The organism is Pseudomonas sp. Pseusp15, from assembly GCF_059492165.1.
Genome location: NZ_CP168523.1, coordinates 3,150,485 through 3,167,762 on the forward strand (window position 1 = coordinate 3,150,485; position 17,278 = coordinate 3,167,762).

Consider the following 17,278-nt stretch of genomic DNA (forward strand, 5'->3'; position numbering starts at 1 on the left):
TGACGGACGGGATAAAACGGCATGCATTCCAACACCTCAAGACGCACCTTTGTGAAGGGCCTGGCCGCTGGCGGGGTGCTCGCTGGCCTCGGGCTGTGGCGCACGCCAGTCTGGGCGGTCACCAGCCCCGGCCAACCGAATGTGCTGGCCGGTACCGACTTCGACCTGTTCATTGGCGAATCCCCGGTCAACATCACCGGCAACCCTCGAACCGCGATGACCATCAACGGCGGCATTCCCGGCCCCCTGCTGCGCTGGCGTGAAGGCGACACCGTCACGCTGCGGGTGAAAAACAAACTCAAGGACAGCACGTCCATTCACTGGCACGGCATTTTGCTGCCGGCCAACATGGACGGCGTGCCGGGCCTGAGTTTTCACGGGATCGAACCGGATGGCATGTACGTCTACCAGTTCAAGGTCCGGCAGAACGGCACTTACTGGTACCACAGCCACTCGGGCTTTCAGGAACAGTCCGGGGTTTATGGGCCGTTGGTGATCGATGCCAAGGAGCCGGAGCCGTTCCAGTACGACCGCGATTACGTGGTGATGCTCACCGACTGGACCGACGAAGACGCCGTCGGCCTGATGAAAAAACTCAAGAAACAATCGGACTACTACAACTACAACAAACGCACTGTGGGCGACTTCATCCACGACGTCAGCGAGAAAGGCTGGGGGTCGACGGTGGCCGATCGCAAGATGTGGGCCGAGATGAAGATGAACCCCACCGACCTGGCGGACGTCAGCGGTGCCACTTACACCTACTTGATGAACGGCCAGGCGCCGAACATGAACTGGACTGGCCTATTCCGTCCCGGCGAAAAGCTGCGCCTGCGTTTTATCAACGGCTCGTCCATGACCTACTTCGACGTGCGCATCCCGGGTTTGAAAATGACCGTGGTCGCGGCGGATGGCCAACACGTCAAACCGGTGAGCGTCGACGAGTTCCGCATCGCGGTGGCGGAGACGTTCGATGTAATTGTCGAGCCGACCCAGGACGCCTACACGCTGTTCGCCCAATCGATGGATCGAACGGGTTATGCGCGAGGCACCCTGGCGGTGAAGGCAGGGTTGTCGGCGCCGATTCCAGCGCTGGATCCGCGACCGCTGCTGACCATGGATGACATGGGCATGGGCGGCATGGATCACGGCAGCATGGGCGGTGACATGGCGGGGATGGACCACGGTGCCATGCAAGGCATGAACGGTGGTGACATGCAGGGCATGGACGGCGGCGACATGCAGGGCATGGACAGCATGGCCGGAATGGATCACAGCAGCATGGCCATGGGTGGCATGGCCGGAATGCAATCCCATCCCGACACGGAAAAAAACAACCCGCTGGTGGACATGCAAGCCATGAGCACCACGCCAAAACTCGACGACCCGGGCATCGGCCTGCGCAACAACGGCCGTCGTGTGCTGACCTACTCCGACCTGCGCAGCACCTTCGAAGACCCGGACGGCCGCGAGCCCGGCCGCACCATCGAACTGCACCTGACCGGCCACATGGAGAAGTTCGCCTGGTCATTCAACGGCGTGAAGTTCTCTGATGCCGAACCCGTGCGACTCAAGTACGGCGAGCGGGTTCGAGTGGTGCTGGTCAACGACACGATGATGACTCACCCCATTCATTTGCACGGCATGTGGAGCGACCTCGAAGACGAGAACGGCCAGTTCATGGTACGCAAACACACCATCGACATGCCGCCAGGATCAAAGCGCAGCTATCGGGTCACCGCCGATGCGCTCGGCCGCTGGGCCTACCACTGCCATCTCCTGTACCACATGGAAATGGGCATGTTCCGTGAAGTTCGCGTGGAAGAATAAGGCGCTACCCATGACCAGACTCACTCCGATCACTTTGACCCTCGTCACCATGGGCCTGACGCTCTCTTCGGCCATGGCCGCCACCGACAACATGCAGGGCATGGACCATAGCCAGATGCCGGGCATGGACCACAGCCAGATGCAGAGCGAGGATTACGGGCAAATGCAGCCCGCCGCGCCGACCCAAAGCCGCACGCCGATTCCGGCATTGACCGACGCCGACCGTGCCGCCGTTTTCGTCAGCCCCGCCGGCCATGACATGCACGACAGTGCGCTCAACTATTACTTCCTAGCCGACAAACTCGAATGGCAGGACGCCGATAACGGCAGCGCATTGGCGTGGGATCTGTCCGGCTGGATCGGCGGCGACATCGATCGCCTGTGGCTGCGCTCCGAAGGCGAACGCGTCAATGGCAAAACCGAAGACGCCGAGGTCCAGGCCCTCTGGGGTCACGCGATCAGCCCATGGTGGGACGTGGTGACCGGCGTGCGCCAGGACTTCAAACCCGGCGCCCCGCAAACCTGGGCCGCGCTCGGCGTGCAAGGCATGGCGTTGTACAACTTCGAAACCGAGGCCACCGCGTTCATCGGCGAAGGCGGTCAGACCGCTGCACGCCTTGAAGGCGACTACGACATCCTGCTCACCAACCGGCTGATTCTGCAGCCGACCGCCGAGCTCAACGTCTACGGCAAAAACGACCCGCAACGGGGCATCGGCTCCGGGTTGTCCAGCACCGAAGCCGGCCTGCGCCTGCGCTATGAAATCCGCCGGGAATTCGCGCCCTACATCGGCGTGACCTGGAACCGCACCTACGGCAAAACCGCCGATTACGCCAGGGACGAAGGCGAGGACCGCAGCGAAGCCCGACTGGTCGTCGGCGTTCGGCTGTGGTTCTAAACACTTCAACTCAAAAACCTAAAAACCAACCGCTTGAAGCGGTAAGAGGCCTTGCATGCGCACCATCAAAACCACCGCTGTCGCCATCGCACTTTCCACCGGGCTGCTCATGAGCGCACTGGCTCAAGCCCACCCGAAACTGCTCTCCTCCACCCCAACCGAAGGCGCGGACGGCGCAGCGCCCAGCAACATCGAGCTGCACTTCTCCGAAAACCTCATGACCCAATTCTCCGGCGCCAAACTGGTCATGACCGAAATGCCCGGCATGGCCCATTCCCCCATGCCGATGAAAGCCAAGGTCTCCGGCGGCAGCGACCCGAAAACCATGGTCATCACCCCGCTCTCGCCCCTGCCCACCGGCAGCTACAAAGTCGAATGGCGCGCCGTGTCTTCGGACACTCACCCGATCACCGGCAACGTTACGTTCAAAGTGAAGTGATTGATGAGCGACTCGGTCGGCATTGCCCTGCGGTTTGCGTTGTATGTGGATTTGATGCTGTTGTTCGGGGTGGCACTTTTTGGGCTGTACAGCCTTAAAGGGCAGGAACGGATGTCCGGGGCGGTGCTGCCATTCCGGTCGATGCTGGCGGGGACGGCAGTGCTGGGCGCGGTGTTGTCCGTCGCCAGCATGGTGATGATGGCGAGCGCCATGAGCGGTGAAACGGACTTCGCCGAGCTGCGTCCGCACATCGAAATGATGCTGTTTGAGACGGATGTCGGCTTGGCTTGGGGGGTTCGCATTGTTGCGCTGGTGATCGCTGGCTTAGCGGTGATGCTCCGTGCGCCTGGTTTCAGTTTATGGGTCGCGGCTTTTGCCGGTGCTGTCGCCCTCGCCAGCCTGGCCTGGAGCGGACATGGGGCGATGGATGAAGGCAATCGTCGCTTTTGGCATTTCGCGGTGGACATTCTGCACCTGCTGGCGGCGGGGGCTTGGCTTGGCGCGTTGCTGGCGTTTGCGTTGATGGCGAAGATCAACGCCCTGCAAACCGAAGCGCGCCTCAGGTTGCTGGCCCGCGCGGTTAATCGGTTTGAGGCGATTGGCGCGGCCATCGTCGTGGTCATCACCGCGACGGGGGTGGTGAATTATCTGTTCATCGTTGGGCCGAAGCTGGACGAGGTGTTTCTCAGCACTTACGGGATTCTGCTGTTCATCAAAGTGGTGCTGTTTGCCGGCATGCTGGTGCTCGCCGCGTTGAACCGGTTTCACCTCGGGCCGTTTCTGGAGCGGTCGTTGCGGGACGGGCAATACACGGTCGCCGCCAATGCGTTGCGGCGCAGCGTGGTGGTGGAATTGGCGGCGGCGGTGTTGATCGTGGGATTGGTGGCCTGGTTGGGGACGTTGAGTCCGGAGATGAAAATGGGCGAATTGTAGGGGCACAAGTACCTTTAGAAGGCGCGTAACAAAAGAGGTCGCCTTCCCCGACGTCCGGTGCCCTCCTTTATTTGCCTAGGTGAAAATCCCCTACTACCGTCAACAGTCAGAGGCGGCATTTACCGCTGTGGGCACTCGACATCAGGGAGCGAAATCGGGATGGCTGACAATTTAGCGTTGGTGAACCCCTTTAATGCAAAGGAATCAGCGGATTACGACGAAATATCTAGAAGCTGGCTTGATGCCTGGAAAGAAAAGTCCAAAAAAATAATGCCCCCACCCTCGGAAAGCGATTCAAAAAATTCATCTCCTTCTTTCAAAGAAGATGGAATAAAAAGATTAAGAGATGACGATGAGGAAGAAAAGGCACACCCGAGCAAGACACAAAAAACTTCGACAATCATCTCTAAATACATAAGCAAAGGCTGCTTGGTGTCCGGTGGACCCGCCGCCGAGCAGCTTGTTAGTTTTATTAGAACACTGATTGGAGACGGAGATCGAATTTACGTCCTGGGCCATTGTGAACCGGGAAGCTCCGTGCTTATGTCCTCGGAAGAAAAAGGCAAAGGTCAAACCGTCAACGCCAAAGAACTGGCAAGATTCTTTGACGTGTTATTTGGACTTAATAAGAGCTATGCGGGAAAAATCAAGATATTCGGATGCCATAGCGCACTGGGTTTGGGTGATACAAAATCCTTCGCCGAACAATTCAAGGATGCAATGAGGAAACGTGAATACCATAACTGCACCATTGAAGGGTATACAGCGTCAGTCAGAGGCTACGATGGCGAGCACAAAGTTGCGTTCATCGGAACCGCCGAAGAGCTAAAACGAGCCCAGATGGCTGAAATTCTGTATGCAGAAGAAACGATCAGCAAAGCTAAGCTCGACTCTTTCTATGAAAACAAAACCGCACGTCCCAGCACCCGGAAAGTGTCCTTCGCCTAGTTTCAGATAGTTTTAAGACAATAGGCTGACGCGTCGCTCAATCATTAAAGGGCGCAAAGGCTTAAGGGTTGACACCCAAGCGCCAAGGTGAAAAAAAGCGGCGCAATTATCGAAAGGAGTTCGAAAATGGCTGACGTGATGAAAGTAGTGGATGTCGACTTAAAAATACTTAAATCAAATCCACCGCAGCTACACATATCGGCAATTGGCCTGGTGAATTCTGGTGGATGGACAAACCCGAGACTGGAGCCACGGGTTTATATCCAGTTCCCACCGGACGGCATTCAGGACTTCGATTTTGTTGCTGATCCGCCCCAAGGGGCTGCTATACAGGTCATCCTTCCCATCGACGCATCAGAACTTTGGAAAGACCCGCCACTCGATAAACTCAAGGGAGTAAGAGTCCACTCTGCTAGCAACTCGATTGAAGCTCACCTTAAGAGTTCGAAGTCCGTGGCTTGTGGATAAACAACTCATATAGAGGGATACGTGTCGGGCCTTGCCTGACACGTATCAGCCATTGGAATGTCACCCTGGCAGCACAACCAACCTCTGTGGACGTCGTTTGATATGGATCAACAACGCCCTGCGACCGTGGCGTAAGTTCAAGATCACTCCCTCTAACGGGAACACAACATACCTTGGTCCGCAGCCATCCGACGCTGCCGATCCGCGTTATCACTGTGGAGATCGCCATGCACATCGACATCAAGTCCCTCCTGGCCGCACTGGTCATCAGCAGCCCATTGCTGACGCTGGCTGCCGAATACCCCGAAACAGCGCCCGCCGCCCCCACCGATAACGCAACCCAAGCCACGCCCATGCAAGACAAGGCCATGAGCGAACAGATGAAAAAAATGCAGGCGGCCCACGACAAAATGATCGCCGCCAAAACCCCGGCCGAACGCCGGGCAGCCATGCAGGAAGCCATGACTACGATGAGAACAAGCCTCGGCATGCTGCACGACAATTGCAGAGGTATGGGGATGGGCATGGGCATGTCCGGTGGCAAGGGCAGTTCGGATACGGCGATGATGGACATGATGATGAAAATGATGGATCAGCAATCCATGATGATGAAGATGCCGATGGGCCAATAAGCATCGCGCCATAGCCCCCGTCGTAGGCGGTTGGCATTGGCCGGCATAGCCGGACGACACCCCGGAAGATTTTCGTCAGAACGGAGCGCGTCACATGAACCACTCAAACCCCTCGACACCTCCAGCCACCTCATTCTGGCGCAGCAAACCCGGCATCGCGCTAGGCATGCTGCTGGTGATCGGACTGTTCTACCTGGCCCGCGAGCATTACGGTCATATCTACCCGCTTTTGCCCTATCTGATTCTATTGCTGTGCCCGCTGATGCACCTGTTCGGGCATCACCACGGCAGACACTGACCCATGCATCGCCATCTCGATCACCTCAAATCACCTGCTTTGGCGCAGCAGGCGGCGGAGCCGACGACCGAAAAAGAGTACACCTGCCCCATGCACCCGGAGATCCGCCAGCACAGTCCGGGTACATGCCCCAAGTGCGGCATGACCCTTGAGCCGGTGTTGCCCGAACTGGAGGAATCGGACAACCCTGAGCTCGCGGACTTTTCCCGGCGCTTCTGGTGGACCCTTCCTCTGACTCTGGCGGTGACCGCACTGGCGATGGGCAGCCATGGCTTGAGCCTGTTTCACGGCGCCACACAGAACCTGGTCGAACTGGTGCTCGCCACGCCCGTCGTGCTTTGGGCCGGCTGGCCGTTCTATGTGCGCGGCGCCCGTTCGGTCATCCAGCGCAGCCCCAACATGTGGACGCTGATCGGCCTCGGCACCGCGGCGGCCTTCCTCTATAGCCTTGCCGCCACCCTGACACCCGGCCTGTTTCCAGCCACCTTCATGATGGACGGCCGGGTTGGCGTGTACTACGAAGCAGCGGCGGTCATTATTTCCCTGACGCTGCTCGGACAGATGCTGGAACTCAAGGCGCGCTCGCAAACCTCGGCCGCGATCAAATCACTGCTCGGCCTGGCGCCCAAGACTGCGCGCCGGATCAACACCGACGGCAGCGAAACAGACATTGCACTGAGCCATGTGCACAGCGGCGACACCTTGCGCGTGCGCCCCGGCGAGAAGGTCCCGGTCGATGGTGTGGTGTTGCAGGGCGAAAGCGCGGTGGACGAGTCTATGCTCACAGGCGAGCCGGTCCCCGTGATGAAACGCCCTGGTGACGGGCTGATCGGCGCCACCCTCAATACCCACGGCAGCCTGGTGATGCAGGCGCAGAAGGTGGGCTCAGCCACCGTGCTTGCGCAAATTGTGCAGATGGTGGTCCAGGCACAACGCTCCAAAGCACCGATGCAACGCCTGGCGGACGTGATTGCTGGCTACTTCGTCATGGTGGTGATCGCCATTGCCGTCCTGACTTTTGTCGGCTGGGGGTTGTGGGGGCCGCAACCGAGCTGGGTGTTCGGCCTCATCAATGCAGTGGCGGTGCTGATCATCGCCTGCCCGTGTGCCCTCGGCCTGGCCACACCGATGTCGGTGATGGTCGCCACCGGCAAGGCGGCCAGCAGCGGCGTGCTCTTTCGGGATGCGGCGGCGATCGAAAACCTGCGCAAAATCGACACCCTGATCGTGGACAAGACCGGCACCCTCACCGAAGGCCGCCCGGCGTTTCACAGCGTCGAACCTGCGCCTGGCTACAGTGCTGACGAGGTGCTGCGCCTGGCCGCCAGCCTCGACCAGGGCAGCGAGCACCCGTTGGCCCACGCCATCGTCGAACATGCACGCGCCAATGGCTTGGTGTTGAGCACAGCGCAGACGTTCGAGTCGGCGTCAGGGATCGGCGTGCGCGGCCAGGTCGACGGGCACCGTGTTCAACTGGGCAACACCGCCCTGATGGCAGAAGCCGGCATCGCCCTGGAAGCCTTGCAACCTCAAGCCGAGCAACTGCGCAGCGACGGAACCAGCATCATGTACCTGGCCGTGGATGGCGTGCTCGCGGGGTTGCTCGCCGTCGCCGACCCGATCAAACCCACCACCCGGCTCGCTGTCGAACGCCTGCAGGCCGATGGCGTGCGGGTGATCATGGCGACCGGAGACGGCCTCACCACTGCCCGTGCCGTCGCCCGCCAACTGGGTATCGAAGAAGTCCACGGCGAGGTCAAGCCACAGGACAAGGAACGCCTGGCCGCCGCATTGCAGGAACGCGGGCACCGAGTGGCAATGGCCGGCGACGGCATCAACGATGCCCCGGCCCTGGCCCGTGCCGATGTCGGTATCGCCATGGGCACTGGCACCGATGTCGCGATGAACAGCGCTCAAGTCACCCTGGTCAAGGGCGACCTGCTCGGCATTCTGCATGCCCGCAACCTGTCGGTGGCAACCGTGCGCAACATGCACCAGAACCTTGCCTTTGCCCTGGCCTACAACGCCATGGGCATCCCCCTCGCCGCCGGGTTGTTCTACCCGCTGACCGGGCATTTGCTGTCCCCGTTGGTGGCGGCACTGGCCATGAGCGTGAGCTCTGCCTCAGTGGTGTTCAATGCCTTGCGCCTGCGCCGGGCCGTGATTGACTGAGCACATTGCTGACAGCCAGGAAGCGGTTTCACTACACTGATCCAGCCTTGCCCCCCACTCCATCACAAAAGCCCGATAACGATGAAAACCATAAAAAGCACATTGCTGCTCAGTGGCCTGCTGGCGCTATCCTGCGGCGCTCAGGCAGAGCAAAGCCCTTCGCACCTGGACACCGTCCTGCAACAAGGCCAACTGCGCGTTTGCACCACAGGCGACTACAAACCCTATACCTTCAAAGGTGAAGACAGCGAATACTCGGGCATCGACATCGCCATGGCCCGCTCGCTGGCCGACAGCCTGGGCGTGAAGGTCGAGTGGGTCCAGACCACCTGGAAAACCCTGATGCCCGACATGCTCGCGGGCAAATGCGACATCGGCGTCGGCGGCATCTCCGTCACCCTGGAACGCCAGAAAAAAGCCTTCTTCAGCACCACCCTGGACGTCGACGGCAAAATCCCGCTGGTGCGCTGCGAAGATCAGGCGAAATACCAGACCCTCGAACAAATCAACCAGCCTTCGGTTCGCCTGGTCGAACCGGCCGGCGGCACCAACGAAGCCTTCGTCCACGCCTTCCTGCCCAAGGCGCAATTGCAGCTGCACGACAACGTGACCATCTTCCAGGAACTGCTGGACAAGAAGGCTGACGTGATGATCACCGATGCGTCGGAAGCGCTGTATCAGCAGAAACTCAAACCGGGGTTGTGCGCGGTCAACCCGACGCAATACATGCAGTATGGGGAGAAGGCATATCTGCTGCCGCGGGATGACATCAGCTGGAAGATGTATGTCGATCAGTGGCTGCATTTGGCCAAGGTGACGGGGAATTACCAGAAAATTCTGGGTCAGTGGATCGCGGTGCCAGAGGCTAAATAGCCCGTTAGTCCATCCCCCGTAGCAGCTGGCGCAGCCTGCGTTCGGCTGCGCAGCAGTCGTAAATCAGAACACGCGGCTCATCAGGTAAATCACGCAACGGCGAAAACACCCCAGCCGTTGCGTCGTTCCTTAGTCGTGCAGCAAGCCCGAGCTGTACTCATTAAAGCTGTTGCCGATGGCGCTCCCACCAAAGTTCACCTTGTTGGGGTTATGGCCATCGAATTGTTGGCAGCTTTCTGAAAAGCAGGAACTGGTGCTCACACCCGAACAGGCGCTCAAGAGCAAAGCACCGGTGATCAGCATGGCTTTGAAGAGGTTCGAGATCATCTTGTTGTTTCCTGTGGGCTGGAGGTGAGGCAGCACGGTCTTAGGTGGTCATCCTATGCCGCGAGCCTGCCCAACTTGATGAAACATTGCTGAGCGACAGCGTTGGTTCAGCATCCTTGTTTTCTCTGAAGCGACCCACCTGTTTAGATGAGCGTTTAAAGACACTCACCGTTACTTCACCAAGGCTACAACGCCTTGCGTCGTTGCCTACGACTGCGCCAGAATCCGCCGGCTGTGCGCCTGGCGCTCCCGCCGGTAACTTGATTCCCGTCACTGCTCATCAGTGATCGGGTCTGCAAGCCCGCCGGAATACCAGGCGCATAGCCCTACCGTAGGACACTCGTTTGTGTCCGCTCAATGGCGGCTTTGTGCGGGAGACCTTCGGGTCTGCCGGGTTCCTGGTTTCCCGGTCTTGCAGACCCGCGCATAGCTGCCACCCATCATCTGCAAGTGATGCTGGTAGCTCCTAATGAATAATCAGGAGTTTCACCACGTTCAAGGCCACACCCAGCCCGCCGGTCACAGACCCGACATCCCCTTACGAATCACTCGACTCAAAAAAACTCCACGAAGCCGCCGAACGCGCCCTCGACCACTACCTCAAACCGGCTGCTCAAATCATGGCCACGGCCAACGAGCCCGAGCGCATGTTCCTAGCCAACCCGAAGTACAACACCGAATCTCTGCTGGCCAACGCCTGCGAGTCATTGGGCTCGGCCACGGTTATGCTCAATGATTTTGCTGCGCTGCTGGAGGGGACACACCGCAAAACCCTGCTGGGTATTGCGCAGGTGGTCATGTTGGGGGAGCTGGCGGTGAATCAGGCGTTGGATAAGGTCGAGCCGTCTGAGTAATTAATGTTGTACATCGGCGCGGGGAGCGTGAGCTCCTCGCGCCTCAGCCACCTTTCAAAGCAACTCTGATACAGTCGCCCCCGGTAAATTCGTTGACAGGAAGTCAAACATGGCAAAGCCCGCCGCACGTATCACCGACCCCACCAGTTGTCCCATGCCTGGGCACGGCCCAAAAGCCATCGCCTCTGGCTCTCCCAACGTGTTCTTCGACGGTCTTGCAGCCGCGACCAAAGGCGATGCCTGCACCTGTGGCAGCGCTCTAGTCTCGAGCGTAGCAGCAACGGTCTTCATCAATGGCAAGAACGCTGCACTGGTCGGCACTGTCGGAACCCATGGCGACGTCGTGATTGGTGGGTCAGGCACTGTGATCATCGGTGATTCGCATACACCAGCACCGTTCATGCCCCCACTTCCGCTTTTACTGCAAAAAACCTACGGACACAGCTTCAGCATCGTCGATAGCGAAACCGGTCAACCTTTAGCCGGAAGAAGTTTCACTGCCACTATTAACGGTGAAAAGATCATTGGTATCACCGATGGTGCAGGAATAGCGCACGTCAAAACCCCCATCAAAGATGCCACTATTTCTGTGAGCATTTACTTTATCTCTCCTGCTCGGACGCTTAGCGAACTCACGGATTGATCAAACATGGCTGAACAATTTACTACTGAAGCAAAAGCAACCGAAGTCAAACCCAAAGAACCAGCGGCGCCCACTACCATCACCGTCAACGATAGAGCTGCTACCAGAGAAGCGATCCTCAGACTCGTCCGCAAAAATGGTGAGTTTATAGAACGATCATCTTGGGGAGCGCATAAAGCAAAAGGCGAAATGGTCGATGACTGGGACTACTCGATGATCGCACTTCACCATGCCGGTAGAAGTGTCGGCTGTGGTGCCGGCGCAGGACAGATGCGTGCGATTCAGAGCGAGCACCAGGCCAAGTTCGATGACATCGGTTATCACTACGGCATCGATTGTATGGGTAAAGTATTCGAAGGACGCGACATCCGGTTCAAAGGCTCAAGCGTACATAATTACAACACGGGCGTAATTGGCATCGTTTTGCTAGAAAATTTGACAACCCCGATGAAGGTGGCGATGTGGTTGCCCTTGCCCGTCAGGCTCTTGAAGCCATCAACGGCAATATGGACCAGAAAATCCCAGCCATACAAATCGACACCCTACTGAACTTAATTCAAGCCCTGACCAGCGTTTTCAGGGTGACGACTTTGGGTGGACACCGGGAATTTCCCATGCAAGCCGGGGAAGGAAAGATTTGTCCCGGCAACATTGGGATGGAGCTGGTGAGAAACCTTCGAATTAAAACCAAACTGTTACGACCACCCGCATCATGAAATTTCTACTTATCATTGTTCCGACCATACTCGTCGCCTTCCTCTACATCGGCTTTTACGAAAGGATGGAAGACGCCTACCCGGAAAAAGTATTTTTCATCAAGAAATACCCGACATTTCAGATTAAGTTTGAAAATATTTTCGCGTACGAATCAGATGACAAAAAATTGAGTGAGCTAAGTGACACGGAGCGACAGTTGGTCATCCAGTACTGTAAATATCGGTTAGGTGTGACTACGACATTGAAAAACCAAAACGAGCTTGAGGAATGCAAAAAAAGGTAAGATAAACCATCTTTTGGATGGTAAAAATTGGACAGATCTATTTCATACGCAAAATAAATCCGCCCCTGAGGGACGGATTTATTTACTCGTACCAAGACGCTCAACCCCTCCCCTTTCTGCTTTTCTCCGGAATTGATTTTCCACCTAGCGGTTGTCGATTTTGGCGCTGCTTTTCCTTCCTTTTTCGCTGGAGGACATCCGGCAGATCAATAGTGCATATAACATACACTTGATATTTCAATTTTTTCCAAGGGCGGCAAATTTACTGCCGCGAGGGCTTTGCGCTCACCTATACTAAAAAGATTAAATAGTGCTAATGAGCACGCTTAATAAGATATTGAAATTATTGAAATTTAAATGTGTAGATACCCTTGCGAACTACCGGTATCGCGATGAGGATTTGACATGAACGTTTTGTTGAAAGAGCTTCTGACCTATCATCACGAAGTGTCTATGAAAATTACTCAGATCAAAGAGTTGCTGAGGAAAATCAGACATGAACCCGATGGAACTGATGACTGCAAGCTGTTGTTCACGATGCTGGAGGCCTTGCATGGTGATGCAGAGCGACACCACCATGAAAATGAAGAACTTATTCGGCTGGCCTTGCTAGCGACTGAGGCGCCGATCCACCAACGGGTCAAGGATATCGAGCGAGATCATCAGGCATTTGGGCGCATTGCTGGACAGTTGAAGATGCTGAAGGATACAACTCACGAAACGAGAGTAATTGCTGACACTATCGATGACTTCATCAAAAAATATTACGATCACATGGACGCCGAGGAGAATATTTTCTTTCCGGCGGCAGATAAGTGGCTGTCAGACGACCAGTGGCAGGAAATCAAGCATCAATGGCATTAATTGGAGCTCGCCTCATACGTTAAAAAATTAGCTACTACTTAGTACTGACCTCACTAAGTAATTACGCGAACACCACGTATTAACTTACAGGGGTGTCCGTATATCGATGGCTCTTTGTTGCAAGTCACTCAACCCCTTCCGTTCCTGTTTTCACTCGCTCTCAACTACCTCCGCTAGACTCACCTGAGCCCCGCAAGCCCAATCCTGATAAACTCCCCACCTCCCAGCCTCGGTCAGGCTGGTCGTTGGTAACTCAGCATCTCTCTTTATACGCAAACACGCTTATTTGAAATCGCCCATTTATTCTCGAGGTAATGGTGACTCACTCTTCGGATCAACGTACTGACGAAAAAAGCCTGCCTCGATTATTGCTCGATCTACTTTGGCAAATCGCCGTACTGTTGATCCCGATTTTCCTCGTGGCGGTACTACCGCTGTTATGGGCACTCGGTGTGGTACTGGGTTGTACTGCCTTAATGTGGCTGACCGCGCGGGCCGGTTGGCAACGAACCGGCCGAGGGGCTGCACGGCTGATGACCTCTGCCGCACTAGGCCTGGGTTTTAATCTGGGCAGGGCTTTGCCGGCGTACTGGGATATTGCGGGGGCAGCGGCTGTGATGTTCTTCGGGCTGGCTTGCGTCAGTCACTTGGAAAGACGTTTTGGCCTGGTCGATAAAACACAGGCCAAGTCGTCACCGCTATCGCCTGATCAGTCTTCAGGCGGCGCCAGTGCCTGGGGTGGGGACGAACCGCAGCAAACTCCCGAGGGCGAGCCCATCAGGGTGTTCAACTACAGCGAAATCGCCATGGGCGGGCCCGTCCTGTGCGATTACCTATTTCCCGATGGGGTGCTGCTCCAGGGCCTTGGGTCGTCGGCTCGCTTCTCGAATGACGGACGTTATTTCGCCGCGCCTTTACCCTCGCGCCAAGCCTGGGGGTTGGTGATTCTGGATCGACAGTTGCGTCAGCTTTACCAGTGTTCGTGTGATGAATTTTGGGAACTGGATGCCTTTAACGACGGCACCCTGAGTGGGCGTTACAGTCCTCTGGTCGACAACGGCGCACGGGAGATCAGCCTGGAGCAACTGCTGACGACGGCTGAAAAGGTCAGCCTGGTGCCCGTTATTGACCTTTGGGTTGAGCCCGGTGACTGGCAAAAAAACCTTGCGCTCGACGCGTTCCGGCATACGTCTCCCGATGGTCAGCAAAGTTTGGACGCTTGTCTGGCGCTGCCGGCCAGCCTGCGTGAATTGCCACAGCCTTGCGCCCCGCTGATGAACCCGGAATACCGCGTGAGCATAAACGGTGAGCCCACTTCGTTGCTGATCAGGGCCGATACCTCAATCATCTGGAATCACGATAGTCGCTCGTTCGCTTGCCATGCACGGATGGATGATGAGCAACCGCAAGCCCTCGAATACTGGCTCTGGCACGTAGACCGCGGCTGGCAAGCATTGCCTTGTCCGTGGCTATCTGCCGACAGCGAACCTTCCGTGGGTTGGAGCGACCCCCTGGAGCTGGATGACCACTACCTGCGGCTATCGTCCTACTTCGACTACCCGCAGCCTGATCGCGGTCGCTATGGTTATGGCTTGTACAGCATACACAGCGACTGTGAGTCTCAGGTGGACCATGATCCGAACGGCCGGGGGCAGGTTGCGCAGCGGCACCTGACTCGCGTGCGGTTGGCCGTGCCTCTGGTGGGTGATGGACAGCGAGGCGCGACGATGGTCGAGTCGGCACCATTGACTGATGATACGCGGGCTCAATTTAGCTGGCGGCAAGACAACAGCCTGGGGCTCGGGGGTTATACCTGCAGGATTGGGGGCTGGGAGTTACCGGGCGTTTGGCTGCTCGATCATCGAGTTTCAGACACTGGACGTTACATCGCATTAATACCGTTCGCCCTGCCGCCCGCCACAGCAGGTCACGTGGTGGTGGTCGACGCACAGGAACGACAATTGATGAACAGCCCTCCTCTGTTGGTCGCACGATTGTTGGACTTTCGTGGGCCGAGACTGAGCCTGGCAGTGATTCGAGGTCGCCTGGATCAGGATCGGCAAAGCAGTCCATTGCAGCGCTTTGATCAATCGCCACCCGAGGCGGACGATGCCGCTGCGTTTTGCCAGTATCGACAGGACTCGCGGCTTTACTACGAGTGGTGTGAGCTCAATGTCAGCCAACAAGGCCTGAGCGCCCTCCCCGATTGGCGCCTGGTTCAACAGCCACAGTCTGCAATCGCCGATGGAAACTTTGTCCAGCCAGCACCGATGGATAAAGATGCCGCGTGGCTGTTCGGTTGTGAAACCGAATACGCCGACAGTTGGCTACGCGTCCAGAGCCCACGCCTGGGCGGGCATTTGCTGACGGCGTCCGGTTGCGCCATCAGCCATCTCGCTCCCTCGATGATCTGGTCCGAGGATGCACGTTATCTCGCGCTGACTCGACTCCATACCAACGTCGACGATGACCACGGAGGTCGCTTGGCATGGCAGATCTTGCTGCTGGATGTCCAGGAGCGAACCTTGAGGCATTCACCTCAGTGGCTCCACAATCGACCACAGTTTGAAGGTTTTAATGCCAATGTCTTGAAGGTGCGTCTATTTCTGCGCGACTGGGAAGCCGAGGATGAAAGAGACCGAGGCTCAATCAGCGCAATGAAGTTGAGCGACCTGCTGGCACTCCCCGCCGAGTCCCTGTGCCCGCACGCAGGACTCTGGCTGACGAAGGATCAACTGTGTCACTCCGAAGTGTGGCAAGCATTGGATACATCGGCTTTACGCCATTGGCGCTAGTCACGTTTATCACTGGCGCTGGCATGGCGCGCGAAAAGAGACGAAGCCGACTGAGGCACGTTCGGTTGAGTCACGTTAGATGTCGGGCCTGAGCTTAATCTTGCCTGACAATATCGGAACAGGCGTATCTGTGCCGTGTAACTGGTGCCGCCGTCGGTGCGCTTGCGTGCTCTGATCGTGGCCATAGTCAACTGGTACAATTGTTAAAGGGGTTGGTACATTGTATCAACGCCCCTCAAAACGCCCATTTACCCCCTAAACCCGGCTTTGAACACGTAGAGCGAAATGGTACAGAAATCAGCTACATACTCAGTAAATTCAAGCTCTACAGTGTCTAGACGCTTTAGCGTGGCGCCGATGATGGATTGGACCGACCGCCACTGCCGCTTCTTCCTGCGCCTGCTCTCCAAGCACGCCCTGCTCTACACCGAAATGGTCACCACCGGCGCGCTCCTCAACGGCGATCACGACCGCTTCCTGCGTCACAACGAAGCCGAGCACCCATTAGCTCTTCAGCTCGGCGGCAGCGTTCCATTGGACCTGGCCGCCTGCGCCCGCATGGCCCAGGATCACGGTTACGACGAGGTGAATCTGAATGTCGGCTGCCCGAGTGATCGGGTGCAGAACAATATGATCGGCGCGTGCCTGATGGGGCATCCGCAGTTGGTGGCCGATTGTGTGAAGGCGATGCGTGATGCGGTGTCGATTCCGGTGACGGTGAAGCATCGGATCGGGATTAATGGGCGGGACAGTTACGAGGAGTTGTGTGATTTCGTCGGCACGGTTCGGGATGCCGGGTGCACAAGTTTTACCGTGCATGCGCGGATTGCGATTCTGGAGGGGTTGTCGCCGAAGGAGAACCGTGACATTCCGCCTCTGCGTTATGACGTGGCGGCGCGGTTGAAGGCGGATTTTCCGGAGCTGGAGATTATTCTCAACGGCGGGATCAAGACGCTGGAGGCCTGTCACGAGCATTTGCAGACGTTCGACGGTGTGATGCTGGGCCGTGAGGCGTATCACAACCCTTATGTGATGGCTGAGGTGGATCAGCAGCTGTTCGGCAGCACCGCGCCGGTGATCACTCGGGCCGAGGCGCTGGCGCAGTTGCGGCCTTATATTGCCGAGCATCTGCTGGCGGGTGGCGCGATGCATCACATCACTCGGCATGTGCTGGGGCTGGGTACCGGGTTTCCGGGGGCACGCAAGTTTCGGCAGTTGTTGTCGGTGGATATTCACAAGGCTAAAGAGCCGTTGGCGTTGCTGGATCAGGCGGCGGAGTTGCTTGAAGGGCGATAAGGCCCAAG

At 57.3% G+C, this 17,278-nt stretch carries 18 protein-coding genes; 17 read left to right on the plus strand and 1 reads right to left on the minus strand.

All coding sequences use genetic code 11. From position 1 onward, the window contains the following. The first annotated feature begins 21 nt into the window (after positions 1–21). From ACEN8R_RS14185 to ACEN8R_RS14230, 10 genes are all read left to right on the plus strand, one after another. Positions 22–1,830 carry a copper resistance system multicopper oxidase gene (locus ACEN8R_RS14185; protein WP_477745934.1) on the plus strand — a complete coding sequence of 603 codons (1,809 nt, stop codon included), beginning with the start codon at positions 22–24 and terminating at the stop codon, positions 1,828–1,830. 10 nt (positions 1,831–1,840) lie between these two features. Next, positions 1,841–2,728: a copper resistance protein B gene (locus ACEN8R_RS14190; RefSeq protein WP_111453779.1), complete on the plus strand. Its 888-nt coding sequence runs from the start codon at positions 1,841–1,843 to the stop codon at positions 2,726–2,728. A gap of 55 nt (positions 2,729–2,783) precedes the next feature. Then, positions 2,784–3,167, plus strand: a complete 384-nt coding sequence (gene copC, locus ACEN8R_RS14195) for a copper homeostasis periplasmic binding protein CopC (protein ID WP_018928122.1) — start codon at positions 2,784–2,786, stop codon at positions 3,165–3,167. Between the two features lie 3 nt (positions 3,168–3,170). Then, positions 3,171–4,100, plus strand: a complete 930-nt coding sequence (gene copD, locus ACEN8R_RS14200; RefSeq protein ID WP_495624991.1) for a copper homeostasis membrane protein CopD — start codon at positions 3,171–3,173, stop codon at positions 4,098–4,100. A 159-nt stretch (positions 4,101–4,259) separates the two neighbouring features. Then, a complete protein-coding gene (locus ACEN8R_RS14205; protein WP_495624992.1) occupies positions 4,260–5,048 on the plus strand; it encodes a hypothetical protein in 789 nt (262 codons plus the stop codon). A gap of 126 nt (positions 5,049–5,174) precedes the next feature. Then, on the plus strand, positions 5,175–5,516 hold the full coding sequence (locus ACEN8R_RS14210; RefSeq protein ID WP_495624993.1) for a hypothetical protein: 342 nt from the start codon (positions 5,175–5,177) through the stop codon (positions 5,514–5,516). Between the two features lie 227 nt (positions 5,517–5,743). Then, positions 5,744–6,148 carry a hypothetical protein gene (locus tag ACEN8R_RS14215; RefSeq protein ID WP_495624994.1) on the plus strand — a complete coding sequence of 135 codons (405 nt, stop codon included), beginning with the start codon at positions 5,744–5,746 and terminating at the stop codon, positions 6,146–6,148. A gap of 94 nt (positions 6,149–6,242) precedes the next feature. Next, positions 6,243–6,446, plus strand: coding sequence for a DUF2933 domain-containing protein (locus ACEN8R_RS14220; RefSeq protein WP_018928127.1), 204 nt, complete (start codon positions 6,243–6,245; stop codon positions 6,444–6,446). A gap of 90 nt (positions 6,447–6,536) precedes the next feature. Further along, entirely contained in the window at positions 6,537–8,618 is a 2,082-nt protein-coding gene (locus tag ACEN8R_RS14225; RefSeq protein WP_245220349.1) for a copper-transporting P-type ATPase, read from the plus strand. A gap of 81 nt (positions 8,619–8,699) precedes the next feature. Then, complete coding sequence (locus ACEN8R_RS14230; RefSeq protein ID WP_018928129.1) at positions 8,700–9,491, plus strand: transporter substrate-binding domain-containing protein; 792 nt, start codon at positions 8,700–8,702, stop codon at positions 9,489–9,491. 129 nt (positions 9,492–9,620) lie between these two features. On the opposite strand, the gene ACEN8R_RS14235 is transcribed toward ACEN8R_RS14230, so the two are convergent. Then, positions 9,621–9,818 (minus strand): hypothetical protein, encoded by a 198-nt coding sequence (locus ACEN8R_RS14235; protein WP_018928130.1) that lies wholly within the window; start codon positions 9,816–9,818, stop codon positions 9,621–9,623. A gap of 476 nt (positions 9,819–10,294) precedes the next feature. Between ACEN8R_RS14235 and ACEN8R_RS14240 the strand changes: the two genes are divergently transcribed. The 7 genes from ACEN8R_RS14240 to dusA all read left to right on the plus strand — a co-directional run bounded on the left by ACEN8R_RS14240 (position 10,295) and on the right by dusA (position 17,270). After that, complete coding sequence (locus ACEN8R_RS14240) at positions 10,295–10,672, plus strand: DUF6124 family protein (protein WP_032833998.1); 378 nt, start codon at positions 10,295–10,297, stop codon at positions 10,670–10,672. Positions 10,673–10,781: 109 nt separating this feature from the next. Continuing rightward, positions 10,782–11,315: a PAAR domain-containing protein gene (locus tag ACEN8R_RS14245; RefSeq protein ID WP_018928132.1), complete on the plus strand. Its 534-nt coding sequence runs from the start codon at positions 10,782–10,784 to the stop codon at positions 11,313–11,315. A gap of 6 nt (positions 11,316–11,321) precedes the next feature. Continuing rightward, positions 11,322–11,864, plus strand: coding sequence for a peptidoglycan recognition protein family protein (locus tag ACEN8R_RS14250; protein WP_245220342.1), 543 nt, complete (start codon positions 11,322–11,324; stop codon positions 11,862–11,864). A gap of 163 nt (positions 11,865–12,027) precedes the next feature. Next, positions 12,028–12,315, plus strand: coding sequence for a hypothetical protein (locus ACEN8R_RS14255; RefSeq protein WP_018928133.1), 288 nt, complete (start codon positions 12,028–12,030; stop codon positions 12,313–12,315). A 405-nt stretch (positions 12,316–12,720) separates the two neighbouring features. Further along, positions 12,721–13,179 carry a hemerythrin domain-containing protein gene (locus ACEN8R_RS14260; protein ID WP_018928134.1) on the plus strand — a complete coding sequence of 153 codons (459 nt, stop codon included), beginning with the start codon at positions 12,721–12,723 and terminating at the stop codon, positions 13,177–13,179. Positions 13,180–13,493: 314 nt separating this feature from the next. After that, positions 13,494–15,974, plus strand: coding sequence for a hypothetical protein (locus tag ACEN8R_RS14265; RefSeq protein ID WP_495624995.1), 2,481 nt, complete (start codon positions 13,494–13,496; stop codon positions 15,972–15,974). A 285-nt stretch (positions 15,975–16,259) separates the two neighbouring features. Then, positions 16,260–17,270, plus strand: a complete 1,011-nt coding sequence (dusA, locus tag ACEN8R_RS14270) for a tRNA dihydrouridine(20/20a) synthase DusA (protein WP_026286585.1) — start codon at positions 16,260–16,262, stop codon at positions 17,268–17,270. Positions 17,271–17,278 lie beyond the last annotated feature (8 nt).

Bases quoted from the DNA above. Each gene is read 5' to 3' on its own strand.
- ACEN8R_RS14260 (WP_018928134.1), top strand. From the start codon at position 12,721: ATGAACGTTTTGTTGAAAGAGCTTCTGACCTATCATCACGAAGTGTCT.
- copD (WP_495624991.1), top strand. From the start codon at position 3,171: ATGAGCGACTCGGTCGGCATTGCCCTGCGGTTTGCGTTGTATGTGGAT.
- ACEN8R_RS14245 (WP_018928132.1), top strand. From the start codon at position 10,782: ATGGCAAAGCCCGCCGCACGTATCACCGACCCCACCAGTTGTCCCATG.
- ACEN8R_RS14255 (WP_018928133.1), top strand. From the start codon at position 12,028: ATGAAATTTCTACTTATCATTGTTCCGACCATACTCGTCGCCTTCCTC.
- ACEN8R_RS14210 (WP_495624993.1), top strand. From the start codon at position 5,175: ATGGCTGACGTGATGAAAGTAGTGGATGTCGACTTAAAAATACTTAAA.
- ACEN8R_RS14205 (WP_495624992.1), top strand. From the start codon at position 4,260: ATGGCTGACAATTTAGCGTTGGTGAACCCCTTTAATGCAAAGGAATCA.
- ACEN8R_RS14250 (WP_245220342.1), top strand. From the start codon at position 11,322: ATGGCTGAACAATTTACTACTGAAGCAAAAGCAACCGAAGTCAAACCC.
- ACEN8R_RS14220 (WP_018928127.1), top strand. From the start codon at position 6,243: ATGAACCACTCAAACCCCTCGACACCTCCAGCCACCTCATTCTGGCGC.
- ACEN8R_RS14185 (WP_477745934.1), top strand. From the start codon at position 22: ATGCATTCCAACACCTCAAGACGCACCTTTGTGAAGGGCCTGGCCGCT.
- ACEN8R_RS14215 (WP_495624994.1), top strand. From the start codon at position 5,744: ATGCACATCGACATCAAGTCCCTCCTGGCCGCACTGGTCATCAGCAGC.
- ACEN8R_RS14225 (WP_245220349.1), top strand. From the start codon at position 6,537: ATGCACCCGGAGATCCGCCAGCACAGTCCGGGTACATGCCCCAAGTGC.
- ACEN8R_RS14265 (WP_495624995.1), top strand. From the start codon at position 13,494: ATGGTGACTCACTCTTCGGATCAACGTACTGACGAAAAAAGCCTGCCT.
- dusA (WP_026286585.1), top strand. From the start codon at position 16,260: ATGGTACAGAAATCAGCTACATACTCAGTAAATTCAAGCTCTACAGTG.
- ACEN8R_RS14190 (WP_111453779.1), top strand. From the start codon at position 1,841: ATGACCAGACTCACTCCGATCACTTTGACCCTCGTCACCATGGGCCTG.
- ACEN8R_RS14235 (WP_018928130.1), bottom strand. From the start codon at position 9,818: ATGATCTCGAACCTCTTCAAAGCCATGCTGATCACCGGTGCTTTGCTC.
- copC (WP_018928122.1), top strand. From the start codon at position 2,784: ATGCGCACCATCAAAACCACCGCTGTCGCCATCGCACTTTCCACCGGG.
- ACEN8R_RS14230 (WP_018928129.1), top strand. From the start codon at position 8,700: ATGAAAACCATAAAAAGCACATTGCTGCTCAGTGGCCTGCTGGCGCTA.